This is a genomic window from Nocardia sp. NPDC046473 (assembly GCF_040645995.1).
Taxonomy (GTDB): Bacteria; Actinomycetota; Actinomycetes; order Mycobacteriales; family Mycobacteriaceae; genus Nocardia.
In genome coordinates this window covers 535,598-548,952 of the sequence record NZ_JBEYZJ010000002.1, presented here as the reverse complement: position 1 = coordinate 548,952, position 13,355 = coordinate 535,598, and the positions used below count along the sequence as shown (strand labels likewise).

Sequence of the window (13,355 nt, the reverse complement as noted above, 5' to 3'; positions counted from 1 at the left end):
CGCGGCCGACTCGAAAAAGCCGACCGGCGCCACTGTGGGGTGGTGCCGGTCGGCTTTCGTGTTGCTCAGGAAAAGGGTGGCGCCGCAGTGTCTTTGGCCGAGCGGAGGAAGGTCAGCGGACTGCCGTCCCGGCCCACCGTCGGCCATTCGATACCCAGCCGCGGATCGAAAGCGTCGATGTCCCTGTCGAATTCGGGCGTGTACTCCAACGAGCAGAGATAGGTGACGGTGGAGTTGTCCTCCAGCGAGAGGATCGCGTGCCCGAGGCCCTCGGACAGGAACATCGAGCGCCGGTCGACATCGTCGAGCAGCACGCTGTCCCAGCGTCCGTAGGTCGGTGAGCCGGGACGCAGGTCGACGACCACGTCGAGAAACGCGCCGCGCACACAGGTCACGTACTTCGCCTGCCCCGGCGGATCCTCGGTGTAGTGGATGCCGCGCAGCACGCCCGCCGCCGAGACCGACAGGTTCACCTGCCGCAGATCGAACGGCCGGCCCGTCACCTTCTCGAACTCCGAGGCCTTGAAGCCCTCGAGAAACATGCCGCGGCCGTCACCGAGCTGGCGCGGGGTGATCACCCAGGCGCCGGGCACCGCGAGTTCCCTGAACTCCATGTTCACCAGTCCCGGCCGCGTTCGAGAATGTCGAGCAGGTAGCTCCCGTAGCCGGACCGGGCCAGCGGTTCGGCGAGCTTGCACAGCTGTTCGTCGTCGATGAAGCCCATCCGCCAGGCCACCTCCTCGGGCACGCCGATCTTGAGGCCCTGCCGTTCTTCGATGGTGCGCACGTAGTTGGCGGCGTCGAGCAGCGAGTCGAAGGTGCCGGTGTCGAGCCACGCGGTGCCGCGGGCGAGCACGTCGACGCGCAGTCGATCCTGTTCCAGGTACGCCCGATTGATGTCGGTGATCTCGTATTCGCCACGCGCGGAAGGCCGCAGCGTGCGGGCGATCTCGATGACGTCGTTGTCGTAGAAATACAGCCCGGGGATGGCGTAGTTCGACCGCGGCGTCTTCGGCTTCTCCTCGATGGACACCGCGCGTCCGTCGGTGAACTCGACCACGCCGTACGCGGTCGGATCCGACACCCGGTAGGCGAACACCGCGCCGCCATCGATCCCGGCGAACCGGTTCAGGCTGGTGCCGAGCCCGGGGCCGTGGAAGATGTTGTCGCCGAGCACCAGTGCCGCCTCGTCGGTGCCGATGTGGTCGGCGCCGAGCACGAAGGCGCGGGCCAGGCCGTCCGGTTCGGGCTGCACGACGTAACTGATCGAGAGGCCGAACTGCGCGCCGTCGCCGAGCAGCCTGCCGAACGCGTCCGCGTCCGCGGGCGTGGTGATGACCAGGATGTCCCGGATGCCCGCGAGCATCAGGGTGGACAGCGGGTAGTAGACCATGGGCTTGTCGTAGACCGGGACCAGCTGCTTGCTGACCCCGCGCGTGATCGGATGTAACCGGGAGCCGGTGCCACCAGCCAAGATGATTCCCCGCATGACCAGGAGTCTGCCAGCTCGGCCCGCACTAGGCGTCGGCGAGGTTCCGGGTGCTCGTCGAATTGATTACGGAATGGGCTTTCTCGGTTTCATGAGCCGCCGATTCGGCGATTATGTTGCTTAGGTCACACAACGCATGGTGTTCTGAAACATCATTGTGTGAGATGTCAGCGCCGACAGCTCGCCTGGGACCGCTCGGTCGTGGCTCGGCGCGCCAGTTGGTGAGGTAGGTGCGCGATGGCAGCGACCAGCGTCGGCGAGCCCGGCAATGTGATGAATCCGGAAAATTTGAGTGCCCCTGCGCGTCTGGTGCTGGCGGCCTGCCTCGGCGTCGTCCGGCCCGCCCTGCGTGCCGCACCGATCACCCGCGCGACCATCCCGATCGGCGCGCTCGCCATCGACACGCTCGCGCGGCTGCGGCCCGAGCCGTCGGGGATCGATCGGGAGCAGGTGTCGCTCAACGGTTTCCGGATGGAGATCCTGCGCCCGGCGGGCGCGGCACGGGCGCTGCGCCACGGTGCCCTGCTGTACATGCACGGCGGCGGATTCGCGGTCTGTGGGCTCCGCACCCATCGACCGGTCGCGGCGAGCCTGGCGCGGCGTACCGGGCTTCCGGTGGTGAACGTCGACTATCGCCAGCTGCCGAGCAAGCGCATCACCAATTCGGTCGACGACTGCCTCACCGCGTACCGCTGGCTGCTCCGGCACGGCGCCGACCCGAGCCGGATCGTGTTCGCCGGCGATTCGGCGGGCGGTTACCTGACTTTCGCCACCGCGTTGCGCGCGATCGAGGTCGGCCTGCCCGCGCCCGCCGGGCTGGTCGGGTTGAGCCCGCTGCTCGATCTGGACTACGCGGCCAAGAGAACTCACGTCAATGTCCGGCGCGACCCGTACATTCCGCTGCTCGCGCTGGAGGCGGTGGTCCGCATCGGCGCGGAGATCGACGGCAAGCTGGACCCGCTGCTCTCGCCGGTCAACGGGATCCTGGCCGGCCTGCCGCCGGTGCTGCTGATCGCCGCGGAGGACGAGGTACTGCGCTACGACTGCGAGCTGATGGCACAGCGGCTCACCGCGGCGGGTGTGCCGAACGCGGTGGAGCTCTGGCGCGGTCAGGTGCACGCGTTCATGAGCATCGCGCCGAACCTGCCGGAGAGCCGGGCGGCGCTGGCCAGGGTTTCGCGCTTCGTCCGTGCTCGGATCGAGGAGGGCCAGCAGGCACGGACTGCGTAAGCCGTCCGGCCTGTCCAGGCGAGCCCCGTTCCGCTTGTGGCCGGGACGGGGCTCGCGCATGCCGGGAACAGGCGAAACCCCGCCCGGCACAGGGCCGAGCGGGGTTTCGACGGTGTATTCGGTTGTGCGCGTTGCCTACTTGGCGGGCGCGGGCGCCGGGATGGACGGCTGCGCCAGGGTGGCGAAGTACTGGATCGCCGCACCGATCGCGACCGGGGCGGTCACGAAGATCTGACCGGCGACGGTGCCGAGGGCGCCGACGGCGATGATGCCGCCGAGGCAGCCGATGGCGGCGGCCGGGATGAACGGGCCGAACAGGCCGATGATGGTGGCCGAGGCCGCGGTGGCGCCGAGGATGCCGCCGAGCACACAGCCGACGGCCGCGCCGCCGAGGCCACCGACCAGGGTGCCGATGGTGGCACCCATGGAGATGGTGCTCGTCATCCGGCTCCAGGCCGCCTGCTCACGGTCGTAGTCGCTCTTCCACGGCGCCTTGTCCTCGAACGGGAGGGCGACCGGCTTGTAGGTCGCCTTGTCCATCTCGAACTGCGGGGTCAGCGTCGCGGTGTGATCGGCGATGTCCGCGGCGATCGGGAACTCGAACTCGTCGACCCGGAACTTCAGCGGCGTGCCCGCGACGGTGGTGCCGTTGGCGGCCTTGATCTTGAAGACACCGTCCTCGACGACCATCGAGCCGGCATCGGTCTTGATGATGGACGTCGAGTCGACGGCCTGGGCGGTGAAGTTGATGGCATCGCCGGCCTCGGGGGCCGGAGCCGCGTTAACGGTGCCAGCGGTGACACCGAGCGCGGCGATAAGTAGGGCCGAGGTGGCGGCAAACTTCTTGATGATCATGCGTTTTGGTCCTCATCCAGGTGCTTTTGGCAGGGGGTGGGGGCCGGAAACTGAGGTCGCAAACTTTCAGTAACACGGCCGGCTTTGGGAAACCCGCTCGACGGACAGTCGAGCGGGTTCCTGGCTCGTTTTCTTCAGTTGTGCGAATTCAGTTGTGTTAGAGGAACGTTCGACTTACTTCGGAGCCGGCGGCGCGTTGAACGGGCCGGAGGTGGTCGCGAAGTACTGGATGGCCGCACCGATGGCGACCGGCGCGGTGATCAGGATCTGGCCCGCGACGGTGCCGAGCGCGCCGACGGCGATGATGCCGCCGAGGCAGCCGACGGCCGCGGCCGGGATGAACGGACCGAACATGCCGATGATGGTGGCAGCGGCAGCGGTGGCGCCGAGGATGCCGCCGAGCACGCAACCGACGGCAGCGCCGCCGAGGCCACCGACGAGGGTGCCGATGGTGGCGCCCATCGCGATGGTGTCCTTCATGCGGTTGAAGGCGGCCTGCTCACGGTCGAACTCGTTCTTCCAGGGAGCCTTGTCTTCGAAGGGCAGGGCGACGGGCTTGTAGACCGCCTTGTCCATCTCGAACTGCGGGGTCAGCGTCGCGGTGTGATCCGCGATGTCGGCCGCGATCGGGAACTCGAACTCGTCCACGCGGAACTTCAGTTCGGTGCCCGTAAGGGTGGTGCCGTTGGCAGCCTTGATCTTGAAGGCGCCGTCTTCGACGACCATGGAGCCGGAGTCGGTCGAGACGATGGTCTGGGTGGGGGTGGAGCTCGCCGTGAAATTGACGGCTCCGTTATCGGCCTCGGGGGCCGGAGCCGCATTGACGGTGCCAGCGGTCACGCCAAGAGCGGCGATCAGCAGCGCCGAGGTCGCGGCGAATTTCCTCATCAGCATTTTGTTGAAAACCTCGATGTGAAGCGTTCGGAGGGGACTAGACGATCGAAATCTAGACCAGCTAACGCGTGGTGAACCGGTTGTGACCTTTTATTCAAATTTTGTTCACCAAGGAGACTCATGGCATGGTGGGGTTGTGGAAATATGCACGCCTGCCGGGGTTTTGGCCCGCAAAGCAGACTGGGCGTCCTATATCTACCGGAGAGTATGAGACCAAGGTCACAGAGCGCAACTCTGGCGGATCGGCCGAGATCGTCTGGTGCTGCGTCGATCCCGCTCTCGCGCACCCGTCGACGTAGAGTCATGGCGTGCGATTGCTTGTCACCGGCGGAGCCGGATTCATCGGAGCCAACTTCGTCAAGCAGACCATTGCCGACCGTCCCGACGCCACCGTAACGGTTCTGGACGCGCTGACCTACGCCGGAAATCGCGCCTCGCTCGACCCGGTGGCCGACCGCATCGATTTCGTGCACGGTGATATCGCCGATCTGGATCTGGTCGACGAGCTCGTCAGCGGTGTCGACGCGGTGGTGCATTTCGCCGCCGAATCACACAACGACAACTCCCTCGCCGAGCCGTGGCCGTTCGTGCAGACCAATATCGTCGGCACCTATTCGCTGCTGCAGGCCGTGCGCCGCTACGACGTGCGCTACCACCACGTCTCCACCGACGAGGTCTACGGCGACCTGCTGCCGGACGAGCCCGCGTTCACCGAACGCACGCCGTACAACCCGTCCAGCCCGTATTCGGCCACCAAGGCCTCCAGTGACCTGCTGGTGCGCGCCTGGACCCGCTCGTTCGGCGTCCGCGCCACGCTGTCCAACTGCAGCAACAACTATGGGCCGTATCAGCATGTGGAGAAGTTCATCCCGCGCCAGATCACCAACCTGATCGACGGCGTCCGGCCGCGGCTCTACGGCGCGGGCCATCAGGTGCGCGACTGGATCCACGTCGACGACCACAACCGCGCCGTGTGGGACGTGCTGGAGCGCGGGCGGATCGGGCAGACCTACCTGATCGGCGCGCAGGGCGAGCTGGACAACAAGTCCGTGGTGCGGATGATCCTCGAGGCCTTCGACCGCGACCCGGACGACTTCGACCACGTCACCGACCGCCCCGGCCACGACCAGCGCTACGCGATCGACGCCACGCTGTTGCGCACCGAACTCGGCTGGACCCCGCGCTACGCCGACTTCCGCGCCGGCCTGGCCGCGACCGTCCAGTGGTACCGCGACAACGAATCCTGGTGGCGCCCCTACAAAGCCATCACCGAGCGTGCCTACGTCGCCGCGGGCGAGCAGACCCTCGACTAGCCCCAGACGATGTCGTAGTACTTCCAGACCGCGCCGATCAGCGCGATGACCGTTGCGACGATGACCGTCACCGCGGGACCGAGCGTCGGGGTCCGTCCGGCGATGTTGGTGAGCCGCAACGGCATCCAGCGCAGCAGCACCGCGAAGGCGACGATCGCCAGCGGCACGAAGTAGCGGCCCTGCACGCCGTCGATGATGTAGTAGCCGACCGGCGTGAACGACATGTACAGCGTCACGTAGATCATCGCCACACTCGCCGCCACGGTGAGCGCGACGAGAAGCGTGCGCCGGAAGGTGGCGGCGGTCATCCGATCCGCCACACCGATACTCACCGCGAACGCGAACAGGCAGGCCAGCATCGTCAAGGCGGGCACGTCGATGTAGGAGAAGCCGAGCTCGCCGAAGAACTGGCTGAACCACCGCTCGTCGCGCAGCGCGATGCTCTCGCCGAACACGTTGATGAAATGGCCAGGGTCGGTGAGGATTCCGCGCAGCTGCTCACCTGGCTTGACCGAATGCCATTGGTGCTCGGGCCGCATCAGGCCCATGCCGTCGCCGGTCGGCGCCGCGATCTTCATCCAGACGGCGAAGACCAGGCCGCCCAATACCGCGAAACCCCAGGGGATTCCGCGCTTCCAACCGGTGCAGCCGAGCCGGTCTGCGGGCACAAGTACGACGAGCATCGCGAGCAGCACGTAGGTCGGCTTGCTCACCGGCAGCAGGATCGTCGCGGCAAGCAGCGCACCGGTTTCCAGCCGACCGAGCCGGTCGCCGAGGAACAGCGCCTTCACCAGCAGCGCCGACACCATGATGGCCAGCGCGTTGGTCATCGTGTCCGCGGTGACGGTGCCCGCCTGGAACACCGCGATCGGCAGCACCGCGACGGTGAACGCCAGCCACTGCACCCGACGCTTGCGCAGCGCGTACAGGCCGAAGCCGACGACGACGAGGTACGCGACCAGCCCGGCCGACCTGGTCAGCGCGATCGTCCCGCCGACGTCGAGGCCGAACAGCTCGGCTGCTCGAATGCCAACGGCGGCAGGGATATACGGCACCGGCGAGTAGGCGGCGGTGTTGGTGAACCAGACGGGTTCCTTGGCGTCGGACACGGCAGCGCCGCCGAGCCGGTCGTAGGCGCCCGGATCCTCGACCATTGCGCCGGGCTCTTCGGGGTTGTTCTGGTAGTCGTGCAGCGCGTAGCCCATCAGGGCGGTGATGCTCTTCGGCACGTCACCGCCGTAGGCGACGCCGCGATCGTCGTGAATCTTTTGCGGCAGCAGCCCGCCGTGCGCGACCTGATAGGCGCGGCCGAACTGGGTGATCTCGTCATGACCCCAGAAGGCGGGTGTCAGGAACGTGAACAGGCCGCCGAAGATGGCGACCAGCACCGTGAAGGCGATCGTCGCGCCGCCGAAGCGGGTCACCACGCGGCCGCCGAACGAGCTGTCGGAAGTCTTGACCGACAAGGGCTTCGCCGCGCCGTTGCCGTTGGCCGACGCGGGGGTCGTCTCGTCCAACGTCTGGGCGGGTGTCGATTCGTTGTCTTCCGCTGTGGCTCGGTCCGCCGCGGCGGTCACTGCCGGTCTCCGCCGGTGCGGGCGTCACCGCCGTTGCCGTTCGGATGAAAGTCGTCCGCACTCACCGCGGAGTAGCGCAGATACACCAGCCGCGCGGCCTCGTGCCGCGAACGCCGGATGCCGTCCAGGATCAGGCCCGCGGTCCAGGCGAGACTGCCGAGCAGCAGCAACGTGAACGCGAGGAACAAAGTCGGGAACCGGGGCACCGTGCCGGTGTGGTAGAACTCGACGACGATCGGGATGCTCAAGATGATCGACACCAGCCAGCTCAGCGTGCCGAACAGGCCGTAGAACATGACCGGCCGCTCGTGCCTGGCCAGGCCGATGATCAGCGCCAGGATCTTCAGGCCGTCGTGATAGGTGCGCAGCTTGCTCTCGCTGCCCGCCGGGCGGTCCCGGAAATCGACCGGCACCGCGGTCCGCGGCACCCGCAGGTGCAGCGAGTGCACCGTCAGTTCGGTCTCGATCTCGAACTCACGCGATACCGCGGGGAAGCTCTTCACGAAGCGGCGGGAGAACACCCGGAAGCCGCTCAGCATGTCTTCGACGTTCTCGCCGAACACCTTGCCGACCACGCCGTTGAGCACCTTGTTACCGGTCTCGTGCCCGGCGCGGTACGCCGAGCCGCTCTCGTCCTGTCTGCGCACGCCGAGCACGTGGTCGTACGGGCCGTCCAGCAGCGTCTTGATCATCAATGGCGCGGCCGACGCCTCGTAGGTGTCGTCGCCGTCGATCATCAGATAGACATCGGCCTCGATGTCGGCGAAGGCGCGGCGGACCACATTGCCTTTGCCCTTGGTGTACTCGTGGCGCACGATCGCACCGGCGGCGCGGGCGCGCTCGGCGGTCTGGTCGGTGCTCAGATTGTCGTAGACGTAAACGACGATCCCCGGCACGGCGGCCTGCAGGTCGGCGACGACCTTGGCGACGGACGCTTCTTCGTTGTGGCACGGCACCACGGCGGCAATACGAAGCTCGGTGGAGTCCACCCGGGTCAATCCTCGCGATCGGTGGTGAATGTGGGAACACCGGGAGGGTACAGGGAACCCAGGGTGGACGCGTGGCCGACCTCACCGCGTCGGGGGCGGAATTTTCGGTCGGGGCACGACGCACGCGGGCTGCGGTACCGTCGGGCCGTGCCAACCAGTGAGTCGACCGCGCAGGCGGGCGAGACCGTGCCGCCCGCCGAGGCATCGATCGTGCGGAAGGTGCTCACCGCACTGCGGCAGGGCAGCGCCTTCCTGGTGGTCGGGGCGATCGGTTTCCTGGTCGACGCGGGCACCTACAACCTCCTGGTGTTCTGGGGTGGCGAGGGGGTGCTCTATCACTACCCATTGCCCGCCAAGATCATCGCGATCGCGGTGGCAACGGTGGTCACCTACTTCGGGAACAAGTGGTGGACCTTCGCGCACAAGAAGACCGACAACCCCGGGCGTGAATACCTTCTCTACGCGGTCTTCAACGTCGTCGCGATCGGCCTGCAACTGGGTTGCCTCGGCTTCTCCCGGTACGTGCTCGACCTGTCCTCACCGTTGTCGGACAACATCTCCGGCACCCTCATCGGCCAGATCGTGGCGGTGATATTCCGCTACTGGGCCTACGACAAGTTCGTTTTCACCGGCGCGAGCGAGCCGGTGGGCCCGGCCGAGATCGATACTTCAGCGAACGTTCAGCAACAGTAAAAGACACGTCGGCACCACCACTGAGCAGGCAGCTAGCTACGCTGGTTGATATCCTCACCCCCGCCGCGAACGGCATCCAGGGGCAGTCTGTCCCGTCCGGCACGATAACGATTTCGAGGACTTCATGGATCAGTCGGCTACCCAGGCCGTGACCGAAACGAACGATCGAGCGCCGGCCGTTGCCGCCCCGGCCTCACTGCGCTCCGAGCACCTGGCCCCGGATCGGCTGGTGTTGCAGCGCGGCATCTTCACCGGTCCGTCGGCGAAGGTGAGCGACGAGCTCTATGCCGTCGTCAAGGGTCGCGCGCACCGGGAACGCCAGGTGCTGCGGCTGGAAAAGGGAACCGCCGCACACACCAACACCTATTTCGGCCGCTTCGCCGCGAGCTACTGGCAGCGCTGGACCACCGTCACCGAGGTGCGGGTGACCATGGTGCTCGACGTGACCAAGAAGGCCAGGGTTCGCCTGGTCGCCTCCGATATCGCGGGGCATCGCCGGATCATCGACACCGCGCAGGTCACCGCGAGCGGCCCGCTGACGCTCAGCGCGCCGCTGGATCAGTACGTCGACGGCGGCGCGATCTGGCTCGAATTCGACGCGATCGGCGGCGACCTCGGCATCACCGAGGTCAGCTGGACCACCGCCGCGCCGGACCATATTCGGCCGGTCGCGATCGCCATCTGCACCTTCAACCGGGCCGAGGACTGCGCGCACACGGTCGCGGCGCTGGCCTCCGACGAGGTCGTGCTGGCCGCGATCGACGCGGTGTACGTGGTGGACCAGGGCACCGATCTGGTGCAGAACCGGCCGCGCTACCAAGAGGTGGTGCCGGTCTTCGGCGACAAGCTGCGCTATATCCGCCAGCCCAATCTCGGTGGGGCGGGCGGTTTCACGCGCGGGCTCTACGAGGTGTCCGCGGCCAACGAGCACGCCGACGTCATCCTGATGGACGACGACATCCTGTGCGAGCCGGAAACGGTGTTGCGGCTCAACGCCTTCGCCAACATGACCGTGGAGCCGACCCTGGTCGGCGCGCAGATGCTGTTCCTGCTCAACCCCGACTACCTCAATGTCGGCGCCGAAGAGGTGCACCTGCAGCAGCTGCGGCACGGGCAGAAGGTGCCGAAGGCGTTGCGCAACACCAGCATGCTCAAGAAGAACCAGGAGCGCCGGGTCGACGCGGGCTACAACGCGTGGTGGACCTGCCTGATCCCGGCCGAGGTGGTCGCCAAGATCGGGCTGCCGGTGCCGATCTTCTTCCAGTGGGACGACGTCGAATACGGCATCCGGGCCCGCGAGAACGGCTTCGTCACGGTCACCCTGCCGAACGCGGCGGTCTGGCACGCGGACTTCTACTGGAAAGACTACGACGACTGGGCGCGCTACTTCAGCACGCGCAACTCGCTGATCGTCGGCTCGCTGCACACCGATCTGGACGCCAAGGCGATCACCCGCAAGCTGTTCCGCGAGCTGTCCGAGCAGCTGGTCGCCATGCAGTACGGCCTGGTGCACACCACGCTGCAGGGCATCGAGGACTTCCTGAAGGGGCCGAAGGTGTTGCGGGACGGCGGCATCGACGCGCTGGCCGCCGCCCGCGGCACCAGGTCCGACTACCCCGAGACGATCAAGCATCCGGCGTCCACGCCGCCGGTGCGCTCCGGTGACATCCAATTGCGCAGGGCCACCGGCGAACCGAGCCGCCCGGTGCTGGTGCTGATCAAGCGGGCCATCAACCAGTGGTTCGGCCGCACCCAGCACGGCGTCATCGGCGTCACGCGCGAAGACGCGTACTGGTGGCATGTTTCGCTGTTCGACCACGTGGTGGTCACCGACGCCTCGCAGTCCGGCGTCCGGGTCCGGCAGCGAGACAAGGCGCGGGCCCGTCAGCTGCTCCGCCGCACCATCCAGGTGCTGCGCCGGCTACGCAACGAACTGCCCGCCCTGCAGCAGGAGTACCGCGCCGCGGTGCCGGAGCTGACCAGCCGGGCCAACTGGGAACGGCTCTACGGCATCGAGAATGCCAAGCGCGACAACTGATCTCGGACATAGTTGAGGGGACGGGCAAGATTTTGCCCGTCCCCTCAACCGTCGGTGCTACCTGCCGAGCGGCGAGTCGTCCAGGAAGAGGTCGGTGGTGAGTTTGCCGTCGCCGGGCACGACGCGGTACTTCTCCAGATCCGTGATGCCATGCGCGGCAAGGACATCGTCATCGATGAAGAAGTTGCCCGAGGTCGACTTGGCCGGTGACGTGAGCACCAGGTAGGCGGCGTCGGCGTAGATGTCGGGGGTGCGCGAGGTGGCGATCATCTCCTCGCCGCCGAGCAGGTTCTTCACCGCGGCGGTGGCGATGGTGGTGCGCGGCCACAGCGAGTTCACGCCGATGCCGTCGCCCTTCAGCTCCTCCGCCAAACCCAGTGTGGTGAGCGACATTCCGTACTTGGCGATGGTGTATCCGAGCGCCATGCCTGCCCACCTCGGATTGAGGTTGAGCGGCGGGGACAGGGTGAGGATGTGCGGATTACGGTCGGCGGCCGCCGATTCGCGCAGGTGCGGGAGGCTCGTCTTGGCCAGCAGGAAGCTGCCACGGGTGTTGATGTCCTGCATCAGGTCGTACTTCTTCATCGTCAGCGCGTCGGTGGGCGACAGGTCGATGGCCGAGGCGTTGTTCACCACGATGTCGATGCCGCCGAACCGCTCGACCGTCTGCCGTACGGCCTCTTCCACCGATTCATCGATGCGCACGTCGCCGACGAACGGCAAGACCTGCGCACCGGCCGCCTCGAGCTCGGCCGCCGCGGTATGGATGGTGCCGGGAAGCTTGGGATGCGGCAGATCGGTCTTGGCGATCAGGGTGATGTTCGCGCCGTCGGCCGCGGCCCGCTTGGCGATCTCCAGACCGATACCCCGGCTACCACCGGACATGATCAGTGTCCGGCCCGCGAGCGGCTTGGATCCCGATTCCGTCATTGACCTGCTCCTGTCGTCGGCGCCGCAGGTAAGGCCCCGCAGCCTTCCACCGTTTGCACAATAAGCGTAAACCCTCGTCATATGCAACGGGTTGCATAGGGGTACGGATGGGCGGGACCGTAGCGCCGGGCGGGCGGTCACTGATCGCCAACCGCGTACCGCCCGCCCTGCGCGTTCAGCGGCGAGAGCCGCGTTCCCGATAGCCCTGCCGCTGCTGTTTGGCGATGACGCGCCAGTCACGTTTGCGCTCGGCCTCGAGGCGTTTGTCGGTGCGGGCCGCCATCCAGGCGTTCTCCTTGGCCAGCTTGCGGTAGCTGTCGAAGCGGCGCTGGGGGAGTTCACCGTTATCGATGGCGGCCAGCACGGCGCAGCCAGGCTCGCCGTTGTGCGCGCAGTCGCCGAATCGGCATCGAGCGGCAAGGGATTCGACATCGCTGAAGGTCTTCTCGATCCCTTCGGCGGCGTCCCATAGCCCGATGCCGCGCAGGCCCGGTGTGTCGATGAGCGTGCCGCCGTTCGGCAGCGGCCGCAGCTCACGATGCACCGTGGTATGCCGCCCCTTCTTGTCCGCCGCGCGAACGGCGTTGGTGGCGAACACTTCCTGCCCGATCAGCGCATTGGCGAGGGTGGACTTCCCGGCACCGGACGGACCGATCAGCGCGACCGTCCCGTCCAGCATGGCGGCGAGCACGTCCAGCCCGGCGCCGCTGTTCGCGCTCACCGCGAGCGCGCTCGCACCGGGCGCGACCGCCCGCACGTCCTCGATCGGAATATCCACTGCCGCATCGGCTTTGGTCAGCACCACGATCGGTTGCGCATTGCTCTCCCAGGCCAGCGCGAGCATCCGCTCGATCCGGCCGAGGTCGACATCCGCGTCGGCCGCCGTGCAGAGCAGCACGGTGTCGACATTGGCGGCCAGCACCTGCGCCTGCGAGCGCCCGGACACCGACGACCGCATGATCGCCGACCGTCGCGGAAGCAATTGCCGCACAGTCGATTCGGCATCGATCGTCACCCAGTCGCCGGTGCATAACCCACTGACCTCGGCATCGGCCCGAGGACACCGAGCACGGGCGAGCCCTGCCGAGGTGGCGACATCACATTCGCTGCGATCCATCCGGATGACCCGGGCGGGCACGCAGTTCTCCTCGATCAGCGAGGCGTATTCATCAGCTACGGCCGCGGTCCAGCCGTAGGGAACAAGAAGGTCGTTCTCGACCATGATGGAAGAAGTCTTTCGTTGGGCACCGAGCCCAACCCGGACTCAGCGACTGAAGAATGAGGTGGTGTTCCGTGCGACGGCGTGCATAAGCACAGCTCGTCCGGGCACGACAATCCGAATGTTCC

The 13,355-nt window shown here is 66.9% G+C and carries 12 protein-coding genes; 4 read left to right on the top strand and 8 right to left on the bottom strand.

Annotation, left to right across the window (positions count from 1 at the left end; translation table 11 throughout):
• Positions 1-65 precede the first annotated feature (65 nt).
• Both rfbC and rfbA read right to left on the bottom strand, forming a co-directional pair.
• Positions 66-614 carry a dTDP-4-dehydrorhamnose 3,5-epimerase gene (gene rfbC / locus ABZ942_RS08065; RefSeq protein WP_357379980.1) on the bottom strand — a complete coding sequence of 183 codons (549 nt, stop codon included), beginning with the start codon at positions 612-614 and terminating at the stop codon, positions 66-68.
• A gap of 2 nt (positions 615-616) precedes the next feature.
• Complete coding sequence (gene rfbA / locus ABZ942_RS08060) at positions 617-1,489, bottom strand: glucose-1-phosphate thymidylyltransferase RfbA (RefSeq protein ID WP_357379979.1); 873 nt, start codon at positions 1,487-1,489, stop codon at positions 617-619.
• 237 nt (positions 1,490-1,726) lie between these two features.
• Between rfbA and ABZ942_RS08055 the strand changes: the two genes are divergently transcribed.
• Complete coding sequence (locus ABZ942_RS08055; protein ID WP_357379978.1) at positions 1,727-2,719, top strand: alpha/beta hydrolase; 993 nt, start codon at positions 1,727-1,729, stop codon at positions 2,717-2,719.
• A 135-nt stretch (positions 2,720-2,854) separates the two neighbouring features.
• On the opposite strand, the gene ABZ942_RS08050 is transcribed toward ABZ942_RS08055, so the two are convergent.
• On the bottom strand, positions 2,855-3,574 hold the full coding sequence (locus tag ABZ942_RS08050; protein WP_357379977.1) for a hypothetical protein: 720 nt from the start codon (positions 3,572-3,574) through the stop codon (positions 2,855-2,857).
• A 174-nt stretch (positions 3,575-3,748) separates the two neighbouring features.
• Positions 3,749-4,468, bottom strand: coding sequence for a hypothetical protein (locus ABZ942_RS08045; protein WP_357379976.1), 720 nt, complete (start codon positions 4,466-4,468; stop codon positions 3,749-3,751).
• A gap of 308 nt (positions 4,469-4,776) precedes the next feature.
• Between ABZ942_RS08045 and rfbB the strand changes: the two genes are divergently transcribed.
• The gene (gene rfbB / locus ABZ942_RS08040; protein ID WP_357379975.1) at positions 4,777-5,781 is read left to right on the top strand and encodes a dTDP-glucose 4,6-dehydratase; all 1,005 of its coding nucleotides are present in this window, start codon (positions 4,777-4,779) and stop codon (positions 5,779-5,781) included.
• On the opposite strand, the gene ABZ942_RS08035 is transcribed toward rfbB, so the two are convergent.
• The gene (locus ABZ942_RS08035) at positions 5,778-7,358 is read right to left on the bottom strand and encodes a DUF2142 domain-containing protein (RefSeq protein WP_357379974.1); all 1,581 of its coding nucleotides are present in this window, start codon (positions 7,356-7,358) and stop codon (positions 5,778-5,780) included. The two genes, rfbB and ABZ942_RS08035, sit on opposite strands and share 4 nt — an antisense overlap.
• Positions 7,355-8,347 (bottom strand): glycosyltransferase, encoded by a 993-nt coding sequence (locus tag ABZ942_RS08030; RefSeq protein WP_357379973.1) that lies wholly within the window; start codon positions 8,345-8,347, stop codon positions 7,355-7,357. The genes ABZ942_RS08035 and ABZ942_RS08030 overlap by 4 nt, the downstream gene beginning before the upstream one ends.
• A gap of 147 nt (positions 8,348-8,494) precedes the next feature.
• Between ABZ942_RS08030 and ABZ942_RS08025 the strand changes: the two genes are divergently transcribed.
• On the top strand, positions 8,495-9,040 hold the full coding sequence (locus ABZ942_RS08025) for a GtrA family protein (RefSeq protein WP_357379972.1): 546 nt from the start codon (positions 8,495-8,497) through the stop codon (positions 9,038-9,040).
• A 124-nt stretch (positions 9,041-9,164) separates the two neighbouring features.
• Positions 9,165-11,078 carry a glycosyltransferase gene (locus ABZ942_RS08020; RefSeq protein WP_357379971.1) on the top strand — a complete coding sequence of 638 codons (1,914 nt, stop codon included), beginning with the start codon at positions 9,165-9,167 and terminating at the stop codon, positions 11,076-11,078.
• Between the two features lie 57 nt (positions 11,079-11,135).
• On the opposite strand, the gene ABZ942_RS08015 is transcribed toward ABZ942_RS08020, so the two are convergent.
• Positions 11,136-12,008, bottom strand: a complete 873-nt coding sequence (locus tag ABZ942_RS08015; protein WP_357379970.1) for an NAD(P)-dependent oxidoreductase — start codon at positions 12,006-12,008, stop codon at positions 11,136-11,138.
• A gap of 175 nt (positions 12,009-12,183) precedes the next feature.
• Positions 12,184-13,230, bottom strand: coding sequence for a ribosome small subunit-dependent GTPase A (gene rsgA / locus ABZ942_RS08010; protein ID WP_357379969.1), 1,047 nt, complete (start codon positions 13,228-13,230; stop codon positions 12,184-12,186).
• Positions 13,231-13,355 lie beyond the last annotated feature (125 nt).

Excerpts from the sequence above, each read along its gene's own strand:
- rfbC (WP_357379980.1), bottom strand. The coding sequence starts at position 614 with ATGGAGTTCAGGGAACTCGCGGTGCCCGGCGCCTGGGTGATCACCCCG.
- rfbA (WP_357379979.1), bottom strand. The coding sequence starts at position 1,489 with ATGCGGGGAATCATCTTGGCTGGTGGCACCGGCTCCCGGTTACATCCG.
- ABZ942_RS08055 (WP_357379978.1), top strand. The coding sequence starts at position 1,727 with ATGGCAGCGACCAGCGTCGGCGAGCCCGGCAATGTGATGAATCCGGAA.
- ABZ942_RS08050 (WP_357379977.1), bottom strand. The coding sequence starts at position 3,574 with ATGATCATCAAGAAGTTTGCCGCCACCTCGGCCCTACTTATCGCCGCG.
- ABZ942_RS08045 (WP_357379976.1), bottom strand. The coding sequence starts at position 4,468 with ATGCTGATGAGGAAATTCGCCGCGACCTCGGCGCTGCTGATCGCCGCT.
- ABZ942_RS08020 (WP_357379971.1), top strand. The coding sequence starts at position 9,165 with ATGGATCAGTCGGCTACCCAGGCCGTGACCGAAACGAACGATCGAGCG.
- ABZ942_RS08015 (WP_357379970.1), bottom strand. The coding sequence starts at position 12,008 with ATGACGGAATCGGGATCCAAGCCGCTCGCGGGCCGGACACTGATCATG.
- rsgA (WP_357379969.1), bottom strand. The coding sequence starts at position 13,230 with ATGGTCGAGAACGACCTTCTTGTTCCCTACGGCTGGACCGCGGCCGTA.